Here is a 22136-nt window from a genome sequence, read left to right on the forward strand (position 1 = left end):
GGAGAAGCTTGCATGAGTCTGCAAGGTAAAGTTGCACTGGTCACCGGCGCGAGCCGCGGTATCGGCCAGGCTATCGCCCTGGAACTGGGTCGTCAGGGCGCCATCGTTGTCGGCACCGCGACCTCCGCTTCGGGGGCCGAGCGCATTGCCGCTACCCTGAAGGAAAACGGCATTCAGGGTACTGGCCTGGAACTCAATGTCACCAGCGATGAATCCGTCGCTGCGGTGCTGGCGAGCATCCAGGAACAGTTCGGTGCGCCGGCGATCCTGGTCAACAATGCCGGTATCACCCGCGATAATCTGATGATGCGGATGAAAGATGACGAATGGCATGACGTCGTCGATACCAATCTGAACAGTCTGTTCCGCCTGTCCAAGGGCGTTTTGCGCGGCATGACCAAGGCCCGTTGGGGACGAATTATCAGTATTGGTTCGGTTGTGGGTGCCATGGGCAACGCAGGCCAAGTAAACTACGCTGCCGCCAAGGCCGGTCTGGAAGGTTTCAGCCGTGCACTGGCGCGTGAAGTCGGCTCGCGTTCGATTACGGTAAACTCGGTGGCCCCAGGGTTCATCGACACCGATATGACCCGCGAACTGCCCGAGGCGCAGCGTGAAGCCCTGCAGACGCAGATTCCGCTGGGTCGTCTGGGACAAGCTCAAGAGATCGCGTCTGTGGTCGCTTTTCTTGCCTCCGACGGTGCGGCTTACGTGACTGGGGCTACAATCCCGGTGAACGGCGGGATGTACATGAGTTAAATGTGACGGATCGTTTCAAAAAAATGTCATACGAGCTGTCTAAAATCCGTTATAAAGCTGCAATCTATTTATAGACAGAGGGCCACCGGGTCTGAGGAGTGAAGCTTTCAGTTGAAAAACTGAAAAGTCTTTCTATACACTTACCCACTGGCCAGCTGCCTGAATTTGTCCATTAGGAGTGAAAACAAGGTATGAGCACCATCGAAGAGCGCGTCAAGAAAATCGTTGCCGAGCAACTGGGCGTTAAAGAAGAAGAAGTGGTCAACACTGCTTCCTTCGTTGAAGACCTGGGTGCTGACTCCCTTGACACCGTTGAGCTGGTGATGGCTCTGGAAGAGGAATTCGAGACCGAAATCCCTGACGAAGAAGCCGAGAAGATCACTACTGTACAAGCTGCAATCGACTACGTTACCAACCACCAGGCGTAATAGCTTGTAGTCGTTGCTTGCTGTCATGGAAAAACCGCACTGCCATCACGGCGTGCGGTTTTTTCTTTAGGCCTGATGCAAAGTCGTCAATTGAAAAAGGAGAGTGCTGTGTCGCGTAGACGCGTCGTAGTCACCGGTATGGGTATGTTGTCGCCACTGGGCACGGATGTGCCGAGCAGTTGGCAGGGCATTCTGGCTGGCCGCAGTGGCATTGGTCTGATCGAACACACCGACCTTTCTGCCTATTCCACCCGTTTTGGCGGCTCGGTAAAGGGCTTCAATGTCGAGGAATACCTGTCGGTCAAGGAAGCGCGCAAGCTCGACCTGTTCATTCAGTACGGTCTGGCCGCTGGTTTTCAGGCGGTTCGCAACGCGGGTCTGGAAGTCACCGACGCCAACCGCGAGCGTATCGGCGTGGCCATGGGCTCGGGTATTGGCGGTCTGACCAATATCGAAGAAACCAGCCGCACCCTGCATGAATCCGGCCCACGGCGGATTTCTCCGTTTTTCGTGCCCGGCTCGATCATCAATATGATTTCCGGGTTCCTGTCGATCCACCTGGGTGCACAGGGGCCCAACTACGCCATCGCCACGGCGTGTACCACCGGTACGCACTGCATCGGCATGGCGGCACGCAACATCATGTACGACGAAGCCGACGTGATGATTGCCGGCGGCGCCGAGATGGCGGCCTGCGGTCTGGGCATGGGCGGCTTCGGTGCCTCTCGTGCACTGTCGACCCGCAACGACGAGCCGACCCGCGCCAGCCGTCCATGGGACAAGGGCCGTGACGGCTTCGTGCTGTCCGATGGTGCCGGTGCGCTGGTGCTCGAAGAGCTGGAACACGCCAAGGCGCGTGGCGCGACCATCTACGCCGAGCTGATCGGTTTCGGCACCAGTGGCGACGCCTTCCACATGACTTCGCCGCCGGCTGACGGTGCGGGCGCCGCTCGCTGCATCACCAATGCCTTGCGCGACGCGAAGATCAATAGCGATCAGGTCCAGTACATCAACGCCCATGGCACCTCGACGTCGGCGGGCGATCTTGCCGAAGCCTGTGCGATCAAGTCGGTGTTCGGTGATCACGCCTACAAGCTGGCGGTCAGTTCGACCAAGTCCATGACCGGTCACCTGCTGGGTGCGGCGGGCGCGGTCGAGGCGATCTTCAGTGTGCTGTCGATCAATAGCCAGGTGGCGCCGCCAACCATCAACCTCGATGAGCCGGACGAAGGCTGCGATCTAGATTTCGTGCCACACACCGCGCGCAACATGGAGATCGATGTGGTGCTGTCCAACTCCTTCGGGTTTGGCGGCACCAACGGCTCGCTGGTGTTCCGCCGGTTTGCCGATTGATGGACAGCTGGGTCGACGGTCAGCCGGCTGACGCTTTGTCGCTGAAGGATCGCGGCCTGGCTTACGGCGATGGCCTGTTCGAGACCATTGCCGTGCACAACGGCGCTCCGGTGCTGCTGGACCGGCATCTGGTGCGTTTGGTCGAGGGTTGCCAGCGATTGGCGATCAACCTCGACCACAGTGCGCTGTGCAGCGAATTATCGAGCTATGCCCGTGCGTTGGGTGAGGGCGTGCTCAAGCTGATCGTCACCCGTGGCGACGGTCTGCGCGGTTACGCTCCGGATCCTTTGGCGCAGGCGCGGCGCATTATGCAAGGCAGTCCTCCGGCTGCCTATCCGGTGGCGAACGCGGAGCATGGCGTGCGTCTGTTTCCCTGCTCGACGCGCCTGTCCAGGCAGCCCTTGCTCGCCGGGCTCAAGCATCTGAATCGGCTTGAACAGGTCATCGCCCGTTCCGAGTGGCAAGACACCGAGCATGGGGAAGGGCTGATGCTCGATCAGGCCGGTCGCGTGATCGAAGGTGTCTTCAGCAACCTGTTCCTGGTGCGCGACGGGGTATTGATCACGGCCGATCTCAAGCGCTGTGGCGTGGCCGGCGTGATGCGTGCGGAATTATTGTATCAAGCCGAGTCGTTGGGCATCCCCACGCAAATTACCGACATCTCCCTCGATCAGCTGCAATGGGCCGATGAGGTCTTTGTCTGCAACAGTGTTTATGGCGTTTGGCCGGTACGCGCCTGTGCAGCACTGCGCTGGCCGGTTGGGTCGCTCACCCGTAAACTGCAAACCATTGCCCGCGCGCTACTGGATACTTGATTCGTGAGACGTAAATTTTTGCTGCTGCTGGAAACCGGATTGGTTCTGGCAGGGCTGTGTCTGGGCGTTTCTGCCTGGAAAATCCATTCGGCGCTGGAACAGCCGCTCAATATCACCCAGGAAGAACTGCTGGAGGTGCCCAAAGGCACCACGCCGACCCGCACCCTCTATCGACTCGAAGCCGATGGCGTGATCAAGGACGCGTTCTGGCTGCGCGTTTACTGGCGGTTCAATCTCGCGCGGCAACCCTTGCACAAGGGCGAATACCGCATGCAGCCCGGCATGACTGTCGAAGGGTTGATCGATCTGTGGAAACGCGGGGAAATCGTTCAGTACAGCCTGACCCTGGTCGAAGGCTGGAATTTCCATCAGGTCCGCCAGGCACTGGCCAAGGAAGAAAAGCTCGAACAGACCCTCGACGGTATGAGCGATAGCCAGGTCATGGAGAAACTCGGTCATAACGGGATTTTTCCGGAAGGCCGATTCTTCCCCGACACCTATCGCTACGTGCGTGGCATGACCGACGTCGAGTTGCTGAAGAAAGCCTACGACCGCCTCGACGAAGTCCTCGCCAAAGAGTGGGGGCAGCGCTCGGCCGACCTGCCGTACAAAGAACCCTATCAGGCGCTGATCATGGCTTCGCTGGTGGAAAAGGAAACCGGTGTGCCCCAGGAGCGCGGGCAGATCGCCGGCGTGTTTGTGCGGCGCATGGAAATGGGCATGCTGTTGCAGACCGATCCGACCGTGATCTACGGCCTCGGCGACCGTTACAACGGTAAATTGACCCGGGCCCATCTCAGGGAAGCGACCCCTTACAACACCTATATGATTTCCGGTCTGCCGCCGACCCCGATTGCCATGGTCGGTCGTGAAGCGATCCATGCTGCGCTGAACCCGGTGGCGGGCACCAGCCTCTATTTCGTGGCCCGGGGTGATGGCAGTCACGTGTTCTCGGATGATCTGGACGCCCATAACAATGCGGTGCGTGAATTCCAGCTCAAGCGCCGCGCCGATTATCGCTCCAGCCCGGGACCGGCGACCGCGCCGGAGGCGCTGGACGAGCAGATGCCGATTCCGGCCGCTTCGCCCAACATGGCCCCTGACAGTCTGGAGCCCGTGCCGCCGCAAGAGCCTGCTCAGGTGGCATCACCCGAATCAGCAGCGCCTGTCGATGAGCCGCCTCAGGAGTCCTCACCGGCGCCGGCGCAGCAACCCGCTGAAGAGCCCGCTGCCGCCCCCGTGCCCGAACCGGACGCGGCCGCGCCGCAAAGCCCGCAATGACTCTGATTAAGGACTGCCTGTGACTGGCTTGTTTATTACCCTGGAAGGGCCGGAAGGCGCCGGCAAGAGCACCAACCGCGACTACCTGGCCGAGCGCCTGCACGCCGCCGGCATCGAGGTGGTGCTGACCCGCGAGCCGGGTGGTACGCCCTTGGCTGAACGGATCCGCGAGGTGCTGCTGGCACCCGTCGACGAAGTCATGAACCCCGACACCGAGCTGTTGTTGGTGTTCGCCGCGCGAGCCCAGCATCTGGCCGAGGTGATTCGCCCGGCGCTGGCCCGCGGTGCTGTGGTCCTCTGCGATCGCTTTACCACAACGCTATTTTTTAATGGAAGAGAATGTAAACGTGCAAAGGGGGTGGGACAAAATCGGGGATTTATAGGGCAATCCACTGTATCTAGGGAGCTTCAGGCCGCCTAGTACCTGCCCGCTAAATCTATCTTAGCACTGATCCCGAAAAAAAAGTAAACCCCCCTCCATTTCGCGCCTTTCGAACCCCGAATGTAAACCTGGTTTCACTGCATTCGCCCTATAGCGTGCATCTCGAAATCGAAAAATCTCTCAATCCCGCGAGTTTCTTAGCTTTTCAGGTTTACATTCTCTCTTTCTTACCCTTCCATACGCCTCAAAAGCTCGTTGAAACGGTGGCATTTAGCTAGCCAGAAATTTTTGTCAGATAGCGCTGCACGGTCGATTTCGAGACCCCCAGCTGCTGGGCAATCTCAGAATTTGACATCCCGGACTGTTTGAGGAGAGGTGCGCGTTCGAGCGCCTTCTGCGCGTCACGAGCCACCGGGCGACCGGTTCTAGGTTCGGGTTCGTAGATGATCCGCTCGAGGGCTCCCTCACGTTTGAGAGAGTCGAGCTTAGTAGAGATGCGCTGCAAGGCCACATCTGCAGGTTCGCCAGACTGCAGTGAGTTGGCGAGGAGGATGATGAGGGCGAAATCAACATGAAGCATTTCGGCGATCTTTGAAATGGTCTCCATCGTCGCGTTAGCCTTGCCTCTTTCAACGCGATTTCTTTGAGAGCGACCGATCAAAGTTAGGTCGTCCTGCGTCATATTCGAACTCTGTCTCAGGGCTCTGACAACCGCTGCAAGGGCCTCGCTAAGAGACATAATTGCCACCTGTAAAAATACAGGATGAGGCCACATTGCATCGACCCATAACACCCCCTATACTGCCCGATATGGGTTTTCCCCGATTACCCCGCATACCCATAGGTGTGGCGCGGTGCCTCTACGTCCTAAAAATTAAGATGGTTAAACATATGCCATATATTGACGGAAGTTAGGTTCCCGCGGAGATGGCTGAGTAGAGGAGAGTTGATTACGATGACGGCAGATCAAGGTCAGATTGGGGCGTGTCAAGTCGCTGCATGATGGGTAGGGCGTGCTGAGGAATTCGTGCGTATTAATATTACAGAAGGGTCGGAAATGTTTAGTAGTCATGAGTTTTGGAGTTCTAGTGCGTCTGTACTTTTAGGGGATGGTCACACCTGCATGACAATTGTTGAGTGGCACAGTAATTATCACTGGTATCAGGTTGTTGTGAGCGAAATTGAAAATGGAAAAAAGGTATCGCGCACGTTCTTAATAAGCGATGTCGATATCCTAGACAGTGTTCTCGAAAAACAATGTGACGACTTTAAGGTTGCCGAAGTTCTTTTGGTAAGCCCAGCTTGGATGAATGGCACCAACGGCTGGGCCCTGAATAAGCTGTTGAGTTTGATTGTTGGGCGCAGCCAGTCCGGTGGGAAGGTTTGTTTGCATAAAGTAGCAGATGGTGTGGTTTACACTTCGCCAGCTGGGGGTAAGATTGATACGTTAGAGGAGGATGGATTTAAAGTCATTATCTAAGTGTGCGGCTGATATGTCGGATCATATTTCCGAATTCATATCTAGCGTTAAAAACAGGCGCGCTGCGCACTCTTGCGTAAATGGGCTAAATTCCCGTTTTCGGACGATCTATAAACACTCCAAGACTGCACATTCAGCAGAGAAGGAAAGTGCCGAGCACTCAATAAAACGGTGACTCCGATGAAACTTCAAATCTATTCAGATCTGCACCTCGGCTTCGCTCCGTTCGAGCCCGTAATAACTGACGCAGACGTAGTCATTCTCGCCGGCGACATTGACATCAAATCTCGCGGCGTGGTTTGGGCGAACGACACATTCCAGTGCCCGGTGATCTACGTCTGCGGAAACCATGAGTACTACGGCGGCCACATTGATCACACGCTGCGAAAAATGAAAGAGGCGGCTGCTGCTCACGTGCACGTCCTCGAAAACGAAGTATTGATCATCAACCAAACTAGGTTTTTGGTCACGACTGCATGGACAGATTACTCGTCGACCGGAGATGTCGTTGCCGCGAAACGAGTCGCTTGGGACTGGATGAACGATTTCACTGTGATCAGAACTGATGCAAATTTCCGGCGTTTACGTCCTGATGACTTGATCGCTAAATCTCGGGCGGCGTACGCCTGGCTTACTGGAGAACTGGACAAGCCTTTCGACGGTAAAACTGTTGTGGTCACGCACCATGCTCCTACGTCGGAATACGTAAGTGGGGATTTTCCAGCGCACCTCATTGCTGCGTACGCAAACAATTGGCCCGAGCTTCTGAAGAAGGCCGATGTGTGGATTTATGGACATACCCACATCGCTGCGGATTTCGTTAAGCAGGGTTGCAGAGTTGTGTCAAATCCTCGCGGATACCCAACCGAAGACACCGGTTTCGATCAGGATTTCGTGCTCGAGATTTGACGAGCGGCATGCAGCGATGAACCTCTGCAATTTGAGTTTTTCCTACGTTCTAGCGCTGGGATGAATTCCATTTGTGCGATCTAAACCCAAATCGATCGAGAAATTCACATGGTTACGTTAGAAGAGATTTCCCAACTCCTTTACGGAGCAGGGGAGGAGATACTCGGCTGGCAAGGCTCCCAAGACGAGCTGATCGCATTGTCCGAAAAAGCCTTCCCGGGCAAAGCCCTCTGTGTTGTGAAGCAGTGGATCCTGATCGACCTCACTGTGACACCTGCTGAGAAAGACAAACTCACCGGCCTTGGTCTACTTCCCGCGACGCTTTTCGCCCACGAAATTGTCCACGACAGCCAAAATCGCTTCCAGCCCACCATGTGGGTACGCAGTAATTTCGGCGTCTCTTCCAGCCCTTACATGTTTGAAACCAAAAATACTGTCTATCTCCTGCTTGGGCCAGGACTGAGAAAAGAGGCTAGCATTGGTGTCGCTTTTTCAATGAAAGCAGGGTGAGCGATGCTTGCCGACGGTTTATTCATGGTCGTTTTGGAGCTTGAGTTGGATGCCTGAAGTAATTGAGCTGGAATTTCATAGTAAAGATGTCAGCGAATTTCAGCTGCGCCGTTTGGTGCGAGCAAGCCTTCGCAAATACACGGTGCCTGTCACGGCATTCATCAGCGACGCTTTTATTGCAGATGACACATGCGTCGGGGTGTCATTCGATCACTCTGAGAAGGATGATGCCTACCACAGAGCTGATGGTTCAATTCTTCACACGGGTAAAATTCAGTCGGCGAGGAAAGAAGGGCGGTTTTGGTTGCTCGAGACTCAGGATGGTAATTACGTCATCGCTAGCTTCAGGCGAGACCTCGGAAGAGCTAGCTTTTCAAAGCTTCTCCAGTCCGCCGATAGATTCTGATCGGTAATATGAAAGCCATCATTTGATAACCTGGTAGGGCCGTGTCATATGCCAGATGAACGATGGTCAGTCGTTAGGGCAATAGCCCATTTTGACGAGTTGCTCGACCAGGTTATCGCGACGCGCAAACCAGTATTCGTTGATGGAGAACGCGGGACTGCGGTGTTCATTTCAATGGAGGAATGGAAGACGATTCAGGACAAGCTCATTGCTCGAGCCCCCTCAAACCTCTGAACTTTCGCTTGCTAGGCCTCTTACGGTTTTAGTCTGCTGCGCTCCGAGTTCACCATGCGGAGCGCTTCAAGCGGCATCTGTCCTGTAACGCTCGCCATCGAGCGGAGTCACCGCTCGCCTTAGCTCAGTAACCGAGCTCGTTCAGCAGCTGTTGCAAAAAACCACGGCGCCTACGAACCGCGCACAGGATTAGATAGTCGCGGTCGGTATCGGTTGTTGAAAGATGCCCGGCGTCCACCAAGCCATGGATGTAGCCTTCAGCTTTTCCTCTCGCCTCCAGCAGGGCTTCGATGGAAGTGCTTTTGAAAATGTCGCCAGCAATGAGCTGCCACCGCTTCTTCTGGCGGTTCCCAACGGAGTCGTCGGAAAATTTCGGTGCGTTGATCAGTGTGTTGAAATCGGCACGTGCGTCAGGTGTGTTCAAAGCGGATTCTCGGAACGGTGATAACTGAGCTGAGGCTATCATGCGCACACTAAATCGCTTGTTGTTAGCTGGTTTTTGTAGGCGCTGGCGCGAAGGGACGACTTCAATGATGGTGCACGCTATCGGTGGCACTTTGAACATTGCGGAGCGTAGAGGCAGTGCTATTCAGTGAGTACATTCTTGGCACGGAGTTCGAAATGGGATACCTAAGCCTAGAGGACATCTACCCCGAAGACGTAAAAAAATATGGCCATATGCGGGTAGGAATGACCGATCTCTATGTGAAGGATAATCACGATATTTATGGTGTGGTTACGCGTGGCGAATACCGCGAGCTGACCAGTAGGTTACTGCGTGACAATGCGGTGCAAATGATCATCAGCGCTAAGCTCACCGCTTTGCCCGCGGACTACGATCCGTGGATCAGGCGGATCGAGCGCAATCGCGCCTTACACGCTAGGTATGGGGACAAATTCGATCCCTGGGGAGATGACTGACAAACCCCACGCCCAATCACAAATGCAGCGCCACATCATACTCGGCCGACTTGGTAGTCATGCTCCTCGCAGATCGATCGGTACTCTAAATAGTGGGACGAGCATGGGCGCCAATGACAGGCCACGCTAGCACTCGTTGAAAAGGACAGGGCGTTGAAAATATTCCTAGATTGCGAATTCACGCAGCTCAATCAGTACTCGAAGTTGATATCTCTAGCGCTGGTATCGCAGTCTGGCGAAGAGTTTTACGTTGAGTTGACGAATACCTATTCGCTCGACGACTGCAGTGACTTTGTCATCCAGAACGTTTTACCGCAGCTCGATCCTCTGCGATGTGGTCAGTCGCTTAGCGACGCCCAAGTCTCTCTTCGAAGATTTCTAGGGAGCTTCGCCGAGCAGCTTGAGGTGTGTTCAGATGAGCCCAATCGGGATTGGAAGTTTTTCTATGATCTCGTTTGTGCAGATCATCAACCATGGCCAGTCCAGGTTTTGAATCAACCGACCAACCTCGCGATCCTTTTTAATGAGGTCGATGCGGAAGCTCTTGAACAGGTAGAGCTGTCTGATCCGCCCCACCATGCATTGCTAGACGCGCGGATGCTTGCAGAGCTTTTCGAGGCACTGGCTTCTCGCTTTGCTCTGTCACCATAGAGGTACATCGCGACGTGGGTCGCTGAGCTTTGAACGGTGTCCTGCTGGTGATTTGAGTTCCACCATCGGTGGCGAAGCTACAAAACTGGATTATTTCAAATTATGGCTCAGCCATAATTATTGCTGAGCCATAATTTTCACATCCAAAAGCTCCCTTTAATCGGAGCACCACTTCGGCATCAGAACAGGCGGAACCTGCCGCAGTTGCTGCAACGTCGAACCGCATAAGATTGAGTCATGAATGACCCTCGTATCCTCAACATCAAGTCCGCGCACCACATTCAGAAGACCTCGCCAGCGAATGAACCGATGGAAGCCCATCTATCCGTATCCCGAACTCTCGGGCTTCTGGCGGCGGATATGGACGCGCATCCGGAGCTAATTCAGCCCGTAGATTCGCGTTTGGTCGATCGCATCAATGCGCTAGTCGGTCAGGCAGATGTTGACCTCAATTCACCGCTCTCAGCGGAAGACGAATAAATCAGGGCGGCGAACCTCGACTCACCTACACGGGGCTCCCTGACTCTAAATTCAAATTGTGGTTTTTGGTGTATTGTTAGGTGACTAACTAGCTAGAGAACCACCATGTCCAAGCTCGCAGAATTCCGCCAACTCGAAAAGAATCTCGCCGAACAGCTCCAAGCTCTCGAAGCCTTGAAAGGCGATGCTGGCTTGAAAAAAGAAATCGAATTTGAGACCAAGCTGCGGGCTCTGCTGGCCGAGTACGGTTACAGCCTGCCGAACGTGATCAACCTGCTTGATCCGAAGTCTGGTCGTCGCGCACCAGTAGCTGAGTCCAAGACCGGCCCCCGTAAGCCACGCGTGTTGAAAGTCTATAAAAACCCTCACACCGGTGAAGTCGTCGAAACTAAAGGCGGCAACCACAAGACCTTGAAAGAATGGAAAGCAGAACACGGCTCCGCGACCGTCGAGTCCTGGCTCACCAAGTGACTTTGGTTTGAGTACAAACAAAGGGGCCCGTTGAGGGCTCTTTTTGTCGGCTAGGAGGATGGAGAAAAATCGAGAGACAGAGCAGTTTCCTAAGCTTTTGGCTTTAGATGGCAGGCCTACCGGCCAAAACGAATTGCTTTCGACTTAAGTTGGACTCTTCCCCTCAATCAACTGTTTACTTTGACGGAAGGCCGAAGCTGGCGATGAGGCTTGCCGTCGCTAGAACACACATCACAACGAGCAAAGGTGTTGAGCCGAGTTTGTCCAGAATAACAGCAGCTGCCACAGGGCCTACGGCCTGTGCGACCAGCATTGGACGGGCCAATAAGCCCATGCGAGTACCGTAGCCATCTTGCCCAAAAAGAGCCAGTGGTAGCGTCCCACGTGCAATGGTCAGAATCCCATTTCCAGCGCCGTACAGCGCCATTGCAACGAATGCCAGCGATGGAATGGCCGGTATCAGCAACCCGATTCCTATCCCGCTTAACAGTATCGCGGCCTTGGCGGAGGTAGTCGGATGCAAGTTTCGTCCAAGGGAGAACTCTGCAAGCCGGGCTGCGACTTGAGATGGCCCTATCATCATGCCGATGGCCAGTGCGGTCGCCGTAGCGATGCCGAGCAGCTTCAGCACATCAAGCAAATGGACAGAAATCGAAGAAACCACCAGCGACTGGAGTGTCAGGAGGGTTGCCAGTAGCAGGAAGAGACGATTATAGGATTTTGTGTGGTGGGCAGTGGTGGTGGAGGGATCACGGATAGGCGTCGTTCCGCTGTTCGAAATCCTCTCACTCTTTGGAATTACAAAGAGATGAATTGGCAATCCAATGACCAGGTGAGTTGCAGCTAGCGCCACACAGCTATATCTCCAGCCAATCTGCTGCTCCAGGCCGGCTATCAGTGGCCAGCCCAAAGTGCTCGCGAAGCCACCCAACAGAGTAAGACCGGTCATTGAAGTCCGTGCACTATCTCCGAATAGACGTCCGAGAGTCGAGAAGGCAGCGTCATACAGTCCGGCAGCCATGGCGACGCCAATGAATGTCCAGGCCAGGTAGTAGATGCCCAGGTTGCTCGCCATGCCCATCAGCAGCAGTCCCAGTGACATCAGTATTGAACTGGTTGCCAGGACGGGACGGCCCCCATGCCGATCTATCTGCCTCCCGACCATAGGAGAGCAAGCCCCTGCGACCAACAGACCCCATGAAAGTCCGGCTACTGTGCTGGTAATTGACCATCCCATATCTCGTGCAATCGGCGTCGCAAGGACTGCGGGCAGATAGTACGTTGTACTCCACGCCAGTAGCTGTGCGATGCCCATCGCCCAGACCAACCCTGTTCGGTTGATTGTGCGAGGACGGCTGATTGAATAACTCACAAGGTGCGAGCCCATTTTAGTTGTTAGGTGCAACAAATTAGCTACACCGGTGCAGCGTCGTCAATCAAAATGAAGGAGCGGTTGACCATTTCCTGAAGTCGGGACTATCGTTGCACCTAACAACTAATTTGTGGCGATCATGGCAAAGCGAAAAAAAGACCAGCTGACTCAAGACTCCGAGGATCTATACGAAGCCTTGAACCAGCTCGTCCGGGTGTATCAGTTCCGCGACCGGGATCGCATCTGCTGCTATGACGTTTCGGTCACCCAGTGCTATGCCATTGAGACCTTGGTCAAACGGGGCCGACTCCGCCTACAAGCGCTGGCAGAAGAGATGTTCCTGGATAAAAGCACCGCAAGCCGGGTGGTCGATACACTTGAACGCAAAGGCTATGTGTCGCGGGTGGAAGACAGCGAGGATCGTCGCGCAGTTCAGGTGGAGGTTACTGAATCTGGTCATGAGCTTTACCAAAAGATCCGCGCTGACCTGATAGCTGAAGAGCGGGCAATGATCGAAGACTTGTCACCCGAAGCACGGCAAGGCGCGTTGAGCTTGCTGAAACAGATCACTCGAGCGACTGAGATTCGCTGTGGACTGGTCAGTGGCTGCTGTCCGTCGGTGCCTGAAGTGAAATGAGGGGGAAGCCCCTTTTTTATCTAGACTGTTGTTACTACCAACTATAAGGGTTTAAGCATGCGCATTCGATTCGCTGAAGTTAGGGATGCTGCGTCAATAGCTGACATCTACAACTAGGGTATTGAGGAGAGAAGCTCCACATTTGAAACGACGCCGCGCAGGCCAGAGGACATGCTTGAGCGCGTCGCCTTGATGGAGCGCTACCCGACCCTGGTAATGGTCAGCGATGCAGATGAGGTGGTCGCTTGGGCAGGCTTGAGTAGTTACCGTTCCCGCGCTTGTTACGACGGTATCGCAGATTTCTCAATCTATCTGGATCGGAGCATTCGAGGCCAGGGGTTAGGAAGAGTTTTGCTTCAAGCGCTACTGGACGAGGCCAAGGCTCGAGGATTTTGGAAGGTTCTTTCTCGTATCTTCACCTTCAATGCGGCCAGCTTGGCGTTGTGCCGTTCGTGTGGATTTCGGGAGGTGGGTGTGTACGAAAAACATGCTTGCCTCGAGGGGCGGTGGCTCGATTGTGTAATCGTCGAGCATCTAATTCCTACCAATCAGCCGCAATAACGTGAGGAGTCAGCCATGGACAGTACACTTCCTGTTGCGATCATAGGTGCCGGCCCTGTTGGGCTAGCTGCAGCCTGCCACGCCATCGCGAGGGGGCTGACTCCTTTGATCTTCGAGGTAGGGCCCAATGCAGGTGCAAGCATCGAAAAATGGGCGCACGTACGGATGTTCTCTCCATGGGGATTCAACATCGACAAGCAGGCGGCCAAGCTGCTTGCGGCTCACGGATGGGTGGCGCCTGCTGAAGATACTTATCCATCTGGACGTGAACTGCTGGATCAGTACGTGTATCCACTTGCCGCGTTGCCATCCCTGAGTAGACACCTTTGCCTGAATACCGAAGTCTTGGCGGTGACTCGGCTTGGCCAGGACGTCATGAAGACGAAGAGCCGTGCGGCTGCACCATTTCTGCTGCGAGTTAGAACTCCAGAGGGCGAAAAAGATGTGTTGGCCAGCGCCGTCATCGATGCGTCGGGCACGTTCCGCTCGCCAAATTGGATGGGAGCACATGGTATTCCTGCGTTGGGCGAGAAGGATTTGGCTGAGCGTATCGCTTACGGTATTCCCGAAGTGCTTCGTAGTGAACGGCAACGCTATGCCAATCGCCGAGTCATGGTGGTTGGCAGCGGTCACTCTGCGTTCAATGTCTTGCAAGACTTGGCCCGGCTTGCCCTCCAGGAGTCTGGCACGAAGATTTTCTGGGCGATTCGCGGCTCCTCTTTGGATCGCATATTGGGTGGTGGGGCAAACGACAAGCTGGAGGAACGGGGGAAGCTAGGGCAGAGGATTCGCCAGTTGTTGAACGATGGGGCCATTGAGCTGTTCACCAACATCGCTATCAACAAGGTTTTCGCAACCGACAAGGGCATCGTTGTTGAGGCGGACGGCCATGCTCTCCCGGTGGTGGATGAAGTCGTGGTCGCAACCGGCTTCCGACCTAAATTAGAGCTGCTTGCCGAGCTGCGTTTGGCGCTGGATTCAGCGACTCAGAGCCCCATTCATCTTGCTCCGCTGATTGATCCGAATGAGCATAGTTGCGGCACTGTTCGCCCACATGGTGCCGTAGAGCTGGCTCACCCTGATGAAGGGATCTTCATCGTAGGAATGAAGAGCTATGGACGCGCCCCGACCTTCCTGCTCCTGACAGGCTATGAGCAGGTGCGTTCAGTGGTAGCGGCGCTGGCCGGTGATTGGGATGCGGCTAAGCGAGTCGAATTGGTCTTGCCAGAGACAGGCGTGTGCAGCACGCAATTCGATGATTCTGAGTGCTGCGACCGAGCGGCAAGCTCTGGCTGTTGTGAGCCAAGTTGTTGCACCGATTCGGCTAAGGTTGCCGAAGTTTCGCCTGTGTTGAAGGGTTCCTGCTGCTCGTAACTGTGTGCAAATCTACATGCATAAGTCAGGCATTTGAGTTCGTCCTGACCACTTGCACGCAGCTGATGTAATTACTAAGTCATCGACTCAATTTGCGATTTTTTACGCCAAACCAGAGCTGGTATTGCACGGATATAGATCAGCTCACCAACCAACTCGACCAGCGTTTGGGTGATCACCGCAGCCGCAGCAAGGCCTCGAATTTCTTCAGGCAATGCCAGGGCCAGAGGGAGTACGACCAAAGAGTTACGCGTTGACGAGCTGAAAGTGACTGCTCTTGCGGTCATGGAAGGCAACTTGAAAGCTCTCGACGCCAAGGCGCCCACCAACGGTGCCAGCAACATAAAGCCGATATACACAGGAATGACCGGAGCAAGTTTGTCGATGTCGCGAACGACCGAGGAGATTTGAGAACCGACCACCGCGATCAGAACTGCTGCCATCGCTGGAACGGGTAGCCAGGCCCAGGCGGCGTTCCAGCCACCGACGATTTTTGACTTTTTGGCCAGAGCCGCTGTCACCACGGCCAACAACAACGGCGCGACAATCAGCACGAGAAAGGCTTCAACAAATGGGCCTACCGAGATCACGACTTCGGACTGCCCACCCAACATGAAGGCCAAGTACACGGGTAGCAGAACAAGCTGAAGCAGCAGCAGGATTGGTGTGGCTGCAAGGATTCCACGAGAGTCGCCCTTGCCAATATGGGTAAAAACCACCACGTAGTCGATGCAAGGTGTCAGCAGCACGAGGAGCGCACCAACAAGGATCGCCGGATGATCTGTGAGCCCTCTGGTGAGTCCCCATACCAACAGCGGAATCAGTACGAAGTTAGCGATCAGCAGGGCTGACATGAAGCGTCTATTGCTCAGCCCTTCGCGCAGATCAAGAAAAGGAATCTGTAGGAACATCGCGTACATCAGCACGGCGATGGTTGGAGTCACCAGCGCGTTCAGCCCCTGAGTGGCGACAGGCGCCATGAACCCACCGATTGCTGCGGCAATGACCGCGACGAAATAGATCGGTATCTGGTTCTGTTCAAGTGCGTCCCTATCCATAGTGCTCCCCTCGGGTATCAAAAAAGGCCGTCAGCCTAAGCAACCGCAGCTCTTCCGTCGAGCTATGTGTGTATTTCGAATGTCGTGCGAAGACCATCATTGATATTTAACGGAACACCCATAAGGTTGTGTTGAAGAAATGCTAACCGGCTTACCAGCCAGGCTTTCATCCAGAGTCGCTTTAACGAAGTTCTTCGCGATTTTTACGTCCTCGATATTCGCACTGCGCTTGTCATCAATGGCACCCGCGTACACCACCATGCCGGCAGGGTTGACCACAAACAGGTGAGGTGTCGTTTTAGCGCCGTACAACTTGGCTAAGCTGGTGTCTGAATCCATTAACAAGGCAGAGGGGGCTGCTTTCATCTCAGTGCCCCATGCGTTCATTTCTGGGCCTGGACTGTAAGAAGAGCTTCCTGCATCTGCGGAGTTGACTGACAACCACACCACGCCTTTGGCGCGGTACTCGCTTTGTAAGGCCTGCATGTTGCCGCTGCGGTAGTGCTTTTGTGTAAACGGGCAAACGGGGTTCATCCACTCCAGAACAACGTACTTCCCTTTGTAATCTGCCAGCGAGACAGAAGTGCCATTGCTGTCCGTCGCGGTGAAGTTCGGAGCGGCTTGCCCTACGACTGCCGCAGCGCTCGCCACGTTCGCCCAGAGCGATACAAGCAGTAATGTCATTGAAGCGACGATGGATGTTTTCATGTTGGGTTTTCCTTGGTTAAAGAGTGCCCAGAATGGGCTTTGATGACTCACTGCCAGGTGACTCGGGAGAAGCAAGTGCAGCCTTCACCAGAGATTTAGTCAGCAACTCTGGCAGCAATTCTGGTGATTGGCCTGGACGAAGAACGAGATACATGGGAACCGCAGAGCGGCCATAGCGCGCCAAGGCACGGGTAATTTCAGGGTCTCGATTTGTCCAGTCGGCGCGCATTCTGACCACGCCGCTTTGCTCGAAGGCATGATCGATTTCGTTGGTATTCAGCACGAGCTTTTTATTGACTTGGCAGGTGACGCACCAGGCAGCGGTAAAGTCGACAAATACTGTCTTCCCATCACCCAATCGCTGTTCAACCCTGGCTTGCGAGTAGGTCTCCCACTTACCAGCTTGGGGTGTTAACTCGGAAGTCGCGGAGCCGGCGATATTGGCCATTGGTATCAGGATGCTCAACGCCAAAACCCATGAAACCGTTTTACCCAACCTGGAGGGAAACCTGCCGAAAAACCATAGGCCAAGACCAATTAACCAGAGTGCCAAAAGAAGGTCGATCAACGGGCTCACGCCAGCCTGGACGCCCAGAACCCAAGCGAGCCATATGACGGTTGCAAGCAGCGGAAAGGCTAGGAATTGACGTAATTGCACCATCCATGGCCCTGGTCGCGGCAACCACTTCCTGATGCCGGAAAACCAAGCTAGCAGGAAATATGGCAAGGCCATACCGAGGCCCAGCGAGGTGAAGACGGCCAATGAAGTCCATCCGGGCTGGGTCACCGCATAACCAAGCGCCACCGCCATGAACGGGCCGGTGCAGGGTGAGGCAACCGCAACAGCGAGCACACCGGAAAAAAATGCACTGACGTCTGGGTGACGAGGGCTGATGGATGCAAGAGGGCTCGGCACCAGGCTGCCCATCTCGAAAACACCCAGAAGATTGAGCGCAAGCACAAAAAACAACAACGCAAGGCTGGCGACTATTACCGGTGATTGAAGCTGAAAGCCCCATCCGAATTCATGCCCCGCAGATCGTAATCCCATCAGCACAATCGCAAGTAGCCAGAACGATATGACGACGCCGATTGAGTAGAACAGGCCATTTCGACGCGATTTGTCAGCATCTGCTTCGCGAGCAAATGCGAACACTTTCATCGAGAGGATCGGAAAGACGCAGGGCATCAGGTTGAGCAGTATCCCGCCTGAAAAAGCCAGCAATACCGCAGCAATCAACCCCAGTTGAGCGCTTGTATCGATGGCCGCGTCCGGCTTGGCAACTTCTGCACCCTGGACTGGAATATCGATTTCCAGCGCCTCTGGTGAGGCCGTGCCATTTTTCGTCACCACAATGCCGCGAAGTCTCACCAGGGGAGCCACTGGCTGAACTGCACGTGTGATGGAGAGCTGATAGCCAGCGCCATCGTGTGACAAGGTCTGAACCGCGCTCGGCTCGACCACCCCCTCATCATAAGGAAAAAAACTGACGCTCTGAGGGAAGGGTTGCCCCTGTGGAGGCACGATGGAAAGGGTGCTGCCGGCAATCGTCGATACCGCAGAAAAGCTCCAACCATTTGCCTTTTTTGGCAACAGGGTTCGCACCGTCTCGAAGCCCCGAACGGCCTCGGGATTGACGATAGGAGAAGTGCCCGGCAATCCAACTGGCAGGGTTAGTGTCATCTGCCCCTCCTCAGGGATACAGACGTCATTGCAAACCAGCCACTCCACGTGACTACTCAGCGTGACCGATGGTTTGGCAAAGTCCGGTGGCAGGGTGATGTCACTGATGAGCCAGGTTTCACCCTCGTAGCCAAAGTTCATCAGCGGGCCAAACGGCAGCCGCTTTGGAGCCGGCCAGTGAATAGCTCCCATTTTTACGCCGGCAGGCACGTCCCATTTGATCTGCGTCGGCAAGCCTGAATCGCCAGGTGTACGCCAATAGCTGTGCCACTGGGGACGGTGGTTCAGTTTCAACGCAATCGACGATGCTTTTCCCGGAATCAGCTCCTGGTGTTCTGCAATTAACTGCGCACTCATGTGCTCAGTGGTCACCACGTTGCTCACAGTGGCCGCCCATAACGTGCCTGCGTACACACCGAGCAGGAGCGTAACGCATACACGTAAGAGGTGCCTTTGCAGGCCCGCCAGTCGGTAGATGCTCGCGATATCAGCGACCACTGCACTCCGCTCCTTTGCACGGCTTTCGAATATTTGCGCAGCGGCTTTGCTTTTGGCTGACGTTGCGATAAACCAAGGCTCCAACCGATAGAACCACTATGGTCAGCGCAAGCCACCAAAAATTGGCGACTCCGGCGATTATGGAAACTGCGGAAAGCCCCACCAGCCCATTCATGAGCCCAAGCACCGGGGTGACGCAACAGGCCAGGCAGCCTAGCCCCACCGCGCCGCCTATTCTATTGAGGGTTGTGGCCTTCATCATTAGGGTATCTCTTGAGAAAAACAAAGCTTGAGCCGATCACCATGCGTTGGTTATCAATATCAAGCCGAACCAGAGTAATATCTGTAGCTACTACAGGTTCAAGCGATTTCTTTGGAGAAGCGATATGTGGGGAATCGGCGCCTTGTCGAAGCAGACCGGATGTAACATCGAAACCATCCGGTACTACGAAAAAATTGGCCTGCTACCCGTCGCCAATCGTTCATCTGGAGGACACCGGGTTTACACGGAACAGCACCGAGCGCGACTGCTGTTTATCCGCCAAGGACGGGAGCTTGGATTCCCTCTGGATGAAGTCCGAGAACTGATCAGCCTCTCAGGTGATCAGCAACGTTCTTGTGGTGAGGCATTGTCTGTGGTCAGAAAGCATCTGGAGTCCGTAGAAGCCAAACTGGCCCGATTACAGACCATCAGACAGGAGTTGCTGTCCATGGCCGACAGCTGCCAAACCTGCTGCCCCGGAACGATGGCACCCGATTGCACCATCGTCGAAGCGCTGGCCGAATCCGGAATCAAAGTCAGCTCAAGGTGTTGTTCCTAAGCGCGCATTTACTTCACGCCGCGCTTAACTCGCGGCATGCCAGTTGTGGGGCAACAGCGCGTCGATGTGGCTTGACTGTTGAGCTGGGCTGCTCATATTGGTTGAGGTAGTCGACCACATGGTTTCGTGTGGGGTAACCCTCTTGTGCGGGCGGCATCATCCAGCCAGGGATCGAACTCCAGGTGGACGGCGAGAACAAACGCAGCGAGTTCCAGCCATGCCGCCAGGCACCACCGGGCTCTTCCTCTGCGTCGAGGATGACGAACGAAAGTTGAGTCCGGCGCAGGAAATACGCTACAGCCAAGGCTGACTGCCCCCCACCGATAATGACTACATCTAGTTGGTCACTGGCCGAATGAGTCATGGTGGAAACCTTAAGTCGATGCTGGGCGGTAGCCAGTATAGTGACCCACGTTTGAATCCAACTGATCTAGCTCATATGTTGAGGATGCTGATCGACATTGATTGAATGCTTCGAAAGACTGCTTATCGGATTCTCGACGTCGTAGCAGCTTGAATGTCTGTCAGCCGGTGCTATAGGATGAAAGCAGGAGATGGCATTCCTCCTTTAACCGCCTTTGTGCTGATGATGCCTACGTGAACCCTGGACAGGGTGCGTAGGTGTGTCTCCTTGTCCTCCAATCTAGGACAGGATCGTGACTCCAAATCTCATATCAGCTCCCCCTCATAATCTGCAATTATCAACACCTCTTCGGCGCTACCAGCCCAGAGGAGACTTGCAGCTATGCTGATATCACTATTAGTTATCGCCATCGGCGCATCGCTTGGCGCCTGGTTGCGCTGGCTTCTGGGCATGAAGCTGAACGCGCTATTCCCGACAATTCCCCCAGGCACTGTGGTGGCGAACATGGTCGGGGGTTACATCATTGGCCTAGCCATCGCGTTCTTGGCCGCATCCCCCTCCCTAAGCCCTGAATGGCGCCTGCTGATCATCACGGGTTTCTGTGGGGGCCTTACCACCTTTTCCACTTTTTCCGCCGAAACAGTTGCCTTGATTCAGGAAGGCAGACTTCTGTGGGCGCTCGGTTCGATTTCGTTACACGTCGTGGGCTCGTTGGTGATGACGGCTGCCGGGCTTCTGTCCTATCAAATGATTGGTACACGCTGAGGAGATGAACATGAAAGGTTATCTAGTGATTTTCTTTACCCAGCAGAACCGTCGTTATCAGGGAAAGATGCTGGGAGAATGGATCGTCGACGTGGCTAAAGAGATGGGGTTGCGCGGCGCGACCCTCTGCACAGGAATCGAAGGATTTGGGCACACAGGGAAATTGCACTCATCGCACTTTTTTGAGCTGGCGGATCAACCGACGGAAATTCGAATGGCTATTACCGAGGATGAATCCGAAAGGTTATTCAAGCGATTGGAGATTGAGGAAATCTCTGTATTTTACGTAAAGACCCCAATCGAGATGGGAACCGTAGGAAAAAAGGCCAGTTAGCCAAAGGGTAAATAATCGAGCGTAGTTAGTGCCAACTCACGACCATTACCACCGGAGAGGCCTTACCGAGTCAGCCGCAAGCCATAGGTGAAAGGGCAAAGCTTAGGAGTACGTCTCGAGTTAACCGGGGACGTACTCCACGATCAAAAAAACGAGCAAAGACCTACTGTCCAGGCTTAGCCGGTGGCTGCCCCTGCATATAGTTTTGGTGCCACATCATGTGATCCATCATCATCTGTTGCATCCCCGTGTACCTGTCCATCATGTACTGGCGTTGACTCTTTTGCTCCGGGGTCAAGTTCGAGTAGTCCTGCCACCCCATCATGTGGCCGCCACCCATCATGTGTCCATTGCCCTTCATGCCACTACCTCCGCAGCATCCCATCATTCCCGGCCCCCACATACCGTTCATCATGCTCATTCCATTTTGCATCGTATTCCAATGCTCCTGAAGGAGCTTCTGCCGTTGTTGGGGATCTGGGGTCTGCTGAATTTTCTCCATCTGCGCTTGCATCTTCTTGAAGGTTTCTTGCGCCTGGGACATCTGCTTATCGAACTCGGCAACATTTGGGGTTTGTTGCTGCGTCTGCGTCACTTGAGATTGCTCTGCTGCTAACGCCCATACGGGGGAAAGCGATGCGGCGAGGAAAAGCACGGCCAATTTGGTATTTTTCATTTCGCGCTGCCTTTGTGGGGTGAGCCGAACCAAAATCTAATGAGTCAACCGATTACGGTGCTTGGGTTCAATCGCTTTCGCCCGAAATTATAGACCTCAGCATGACAATCGCCTGTTACTCACTTACTGATTAACAGGACTGTCAAAAGCGACCTTGATGTATATCAAATACTGAAGTGTTTCTCCGGAGCTCGCATTTTACGGCGG

At 54.7% G+C, this 22136-nt stretch carries 25 protein-coding genes, 3 pseudogenes and 1 riboswitch; of the genes and pseudogenes, 20 read left to right on the plus strand and 8 right to left on the minus strand.

Annotated features, from left to right (window positions below; genetic code table 11):
- The first annotated feature begins 12 nt into the window (after nucleotides 1–12).
- The 6 genes and pseudogenes from fabG to tmk all read left to right on the plus strand — a co-directional run.
- Nucleotides 13–756, plus strand: coding sequence for a 3-oxoacyl-ACP reductase FabG (gene fabG, locus PMA3_RS06255; protein WP_007942004.1), 744 nt, complete (start codon nucleotides 13–15; stop codon nucleotides 754–756).
- 191 nt (nucleotides 757–947) lie between these two features.
- Nucleotides 948–1184 carry an acyl carrier protein gene (gene acpP, locus PMA3_RS06260; RefSeq protein ID WP_003442511.1) on the plus strand — a complete coding sequence of 79 codons (237 nt, stop codon included), beginning with the start codon at nucleotides 948–950 and terminating at the stop codon, nucleotides 1182–1184.
- 108 nt (nucleotides 1185–1292) lie between these two features.
- Nucleotides 1293–2537 (plus strand): beta-ketoacyl-ACP synthase II, encoded by a 1245-nt coding sequence (fabF, locus tag PMA3_RS06265; protein WP_064676349.1) that lies wholly within the window; start codon nucleotides 1293–1295, stop codon nucleotides 2535–2537.
- Nucleotides 2537–3352 carry an aminodeoxychorismate lyase gene (gene pabC, locus PMA3_RS06270; protein WP_064676350.1) on the plus strand — a complete coding sequence of 272 codons (816 nt, stop codon included), beginning with the start codon at nucleotides 2537–2539 and terminating at the stop codon, nucleotides 3350–3352. The genes fabF and pabC overlap by 1 nt, the downstream gene beginning before the upstream one ends.
- A 3-nt stretch (nucleotides 3353–3355) precedes the next feature.
- Nucleotides 3356–4633 (plus strand): endolytic transglycosylase MltG, encoded by a 1278-nt coding sequence (mltG, locus tag PMA3_RS06275; protein WP_064676351.1) that lies wholly within the window; start codon nucleotides 3356–3358, stop codon nucleotides 4631–4633.
- Nucleotides 4634–4652: 19 nt separating this feature from the next.
- Nucleotides 4653–4958: pseudogene (gene tmk / locus PMA3_RS06280) on the plus strand (dTMP kinase); the annotation flags it as partial.
- Nucleotides 4959–5289: 331 nt separating this feature from the next.
- Here the strand turns inward: tmk and PMA3_RS06285 are convergent.
- Complete coding sequence (locus PMA3_RS06285) at nucleotides 5290–5790, minus strand: helix-turn-helix domain-containing protein (protein WP_082930456.1); 501 nt, start codon at nucleotides 5788–5790, stop codon at nucleotides 5290–5292.
- Between the two features lie 252 nt (nucleotides 5791–6042).
- Here PMA3_RS06285 and PMA3_RS06290 point away from each other — a divergent pair, with 252 nt between their 5' ends.
- The 4 genes from PMA3_RS06290 to PMA3_RS06305 all read left to right on the plus strand — a co-directional run bounded on the left by PMA3_RS06290 (nucleotide 6043) and on the right by PMA3_RS06305 (nucleotide 8320).
- Entirely contained in the window at nucleotides 6043–6495 is a 453-nt protein-coding gene (locus PMA3_RS06290) for a hypothetical protein (RefSeq protein ID WP_152032236.1), read from the plus strand.
- Between the two features lie 180 nt (nucleotides 6496–6675).
- Entirely contained in the window at nucleotides 6676–7404 is a 729-nt protein-coding gene (locus PMA3_RS06295; RefSeq protein ID WP_064676354.1) for a metallophosphoesterase family protein, read from the plus strand.
- Between the two features lie 108 nt (nucleotides 7405–7512).
- A complete protein-coding gene (locus PMA3_RS06300) occupies nucleotides 7513–7914 on the plus strand; it encodes a DUF6957 family protein (RefSeq protein WP_064676355.1) in 402 nt (133 codons plus the stop codon).
- Nucleotides 7915–7963: 49 nt separating this feature from the next.
- Nucleotides 7964–8320 (plus strand): hypothetical protein, encoded by a 357-nt coding sequence (locus tag PMA3_RS06305; RefSeq protein ID WP_064676356.1) that lies wholly within the window; start codon nucleotides 7964–7966, stop codon nucleotides 8318–8320.
- A 358-nt stretch (nucleotides 8321–8678) separates the two neighbouring features.
- Here the strand turns inward: PMA3_RS06305 and PMA3_RS06315 are convergent, their stop codons facing one another.
- Entirely contained in the window at nucleotides 8679–9119 is a 441-nt protein-coding gene (locus PMA3_RS06315; RefSeq protein WP_237140691.1) for a hypothetical protein, read from the minus strand.
- Between the two features lie 56 nt (nucleotides 9120–9175).
- On the opposite strand from PMA3_RS06315, the gene PMA3_RS06320 reads away from it, so the two are divergent.
- The 4 genes from PMA3_RS06320 (at nucleotide 9176) to PMA3_RS06335 (ending at nucleotide 11077) form a co-directional block, all read left to right on the plus strand.
- Nucleotides 9176–9475 carry a hypothetical protein gene (locus tag PMA3_RS06320; protein WP_064680620.1) on the plus strand — a complete coding sequence of 100 codons (300 nt, stop codon included), beginning with the start codon at nucleotides 9176–9178 and terminating at the stop codon, nucleotides 9473–9475.
- Nucleotides 9476–9628: 153 nt separating this feature from the next.
- Complete coding sequence (locus PMA3_RS06325; protein WP_064676359.1) at nucleotides 9629–10126, plus strand: 3'-5' exonuclease family protein; 498 nt, start codon at nucleotides 9629–9631, stop codon at nucleotides 10124–10126.
- 237 nt (nucleotides 10127–10363) lie between these two features.
- The gene (locus tag PMA3_RS06330) at nucleotides 10364–10606 is read left to right on the plus strand and encodes a type II toxin-antitoxin system PrlF family antitoxin (RefSeq protein WP_064676360.1); all 243 of its coding nucleotides are present in this window, start codon (nucleotides 10364–10366) and stop codon (nucleotides 10604–10606) included.
- A 105-nt stretch (nucleotides 10607–10711) separates the two neighbouring features.
- Nucleotides 10712–11077, plus strand: a complete 366-nt coding sequence (locus PMA3_RS06335) for a histone-like nucleoid-structuring protein, MvaT/MvaU family (protein ID WP_064676361.1) — start codon at nucleotides 10712–10714, stop codon at nucleotides 11075–11077.
- 175 nt (nucleotides 11078–11252) lie between these two features.
- On the opposite strand, the gene PMA3_RS06340 is transcribed toward PMA3_RS06335, so the two are convergent.
- Complete coding sequence (locus PMA3_RS06340; protein ID WP_420848684.1) at nucleotides 11253–12464, minus strand: MFS transporter; 1212 nt, start codon at nucleotides 12462–12464, stop codon at nucleotides 11253–11255.
- A 124-nt stretch (nucleotides 12465–12588) separates the two neighbouring features.
- On the opposite strand from PMA3_RS06340, the gene PMA3_RS06345 reads away from it, so the two are divergent.
- The 3 genes and pseudogenes from PMA3_RS06345 to PMA3_RS06355 all read left to right on the plus strand — a co-directional run bounded on the left by PMA3_RS06345 (nucleotide 12589) and on the right by PMA3_RS06355 (nucleotide 15021).
- Complete coding sequence (locus PMA3_RS06345) at nucleotides 12589–13086, plus strand: MarR family winged helix-turn-helix transcriptional regulator (RefSeq protein ID WP_064680621.1); 498 nt, start codon at nucleotides 12589–12591, stop codon at nucleotides 13084–13086.
- 57 nt (nucleotides 13087–13143) lie between these two features.
- Nucleotides 13144–13647: pseudogene (locus PMA3_RS06350) on the plus strand (arsinothricin resistance N-acetyltransferase ArsN1 family A).
- Nucleotides 13648–13662: 15 nt separating this feature from the next.
- Nucleotides 13663–15021 carry an NAD(P)-binding domain-containing protein gene (locus tag PMA3_RS06355; protein ID WP_064676363.1) on the plus strand — a complete coding sequence of 453 codons (1359 nt, stop codon included), beginning with the start codon at nucleotides 13663–13665 and terminating at the stop codon, nucleotides 15019–15021.
- Nucleotides 15022–15095: 74 nt separating this feature from the next.
- Here the strand turns inward: PMA3_RS06355 and PMA3_RS06360 are convergent, their stop codons facing one another.
- From PMA3_RS06360 to PMA3_RS06370, 3 genes are all read right to left on the minus strand, one after another.
- Nucleotides 15096–16079, minus strand: coding sequence for an arsenic resistance protein (locus PMA3_RS06360; protein ID WP_064676364.1), 984 nt, complete (start codon nucleotides 16077–16079; stop codon nucleotides 15096–15098).
- 96 nt (nucleotides 16080–16175) lie between these two features.
- Nucleotides 16176–16787, minus strand: coding sequence for a thioredoxin family protein (locus PMA3_RS06365; RefSeq protein ID WP_202970126.1), 612 nt, complete (start codon nucleotides 16785–16787; stop codon nucleotides 16176–16178).
- 16 nt (nucleotides 16788–16803) lie between these two features.
- The gene (locus tag PMA3_RS06370; protein ID WP_064676365.1) at nucleotides 16804–18969 is read right to left on the minus strand and encodes a protein-disulfide reductase DsbD family protein; all 2166 of its coding nucleotides are present in this window, start codon (nucleotides 18967–18969) and stop codon (nucleotides 16804–16806) included.
- Between the two features lie 386 nt (nucleotides 18970–19355).
- Between PMA3_RS06370 and PMA3_RS06380 the strand changes: the two genes are divergently transcribed.
- On the plus strand, nucleotides 19356–19790 hold the full coding sequence (locus tag PMA3_RS06380) for a MerR family transcriptional regulator (protein WP_064676367.1): 435 nt from the start codon (nucleotides 19356–19358) through the stop codon (nucleotides 19788–19790).
- A gap of 88 nt (nucleotides 19791–19878) precedes the next feature.
- Here PMA3_RS06380 and PMA3_RS30500 read toward each other — a convergent pair.
- Nucleotides 19879–20154, minus strand: a pseudogene (locus PMA3_RS30500) (NAD(P)-binding protein); the annotation flags it as partial.
- Between the two features lie 177 nt (nucleotides 20155–20331).
- Nucleotides 20332–20393: riboswitch (Fluoride riboswitch) on the plus strand.
- A gap of 142 nt (nucleotides 20394–20535) precedes the next feature.
- Between PMA3_RS30500 and crcB the strand changes: the two are divergent.
- Entirely contained in the window at nucleotides 20536–20919 is a 384-nt protein-coding gene (crcB, locus tag PMA3_RS06385) for a fluoride efflux transporter CrcB (RefSeq protein WP_064676368.1), read from the plus strand.
- A gap of 10 nt (nucleotides 20920–20929) precedes the next feature.
- Complete coding sequence (locus PMA3_RS06390; protein WP_064676369.1) at nucleotides 20930–21253, plus strand: DUF190 domain-containing protein; 324 nt, start codon at nucleotides 20930–20932, stop codon at nucleotides 21251–21253.
- Nucleotides 21254–21416: 163 nt separating this feature from the next.
- Here the strand turns inward: PMA3_RS06390 and PMA3_RS06395 are convergent, their stop codons facing one another.
- The gene (locus tag PMA3_RS06395; protein WP_064676370.1) at nucleotides 21417–21929 is read right to left on the minus strand and encodes a hypothetical protein; all 513 of its coding nucleotides are present in this window, start codon (nucleotides 21927–21929) and stop codon (nucleotides 21417–21419) included.
- Nucleotides 21930–22136 lie beyond the last annotated feature (207 nt).

Origin of the sequence: Pseudomonas silesiensis, from assembly GCF_001661075.1 — a bacterium.
Taxonomy (GTDB): Bacteria; Pseudomonadota; Gammaproteobacteria; order Pseudomonadales; family Pseudomonadaceae; genus Aquipseudomonas; species Aquipseudomonas silesiensis.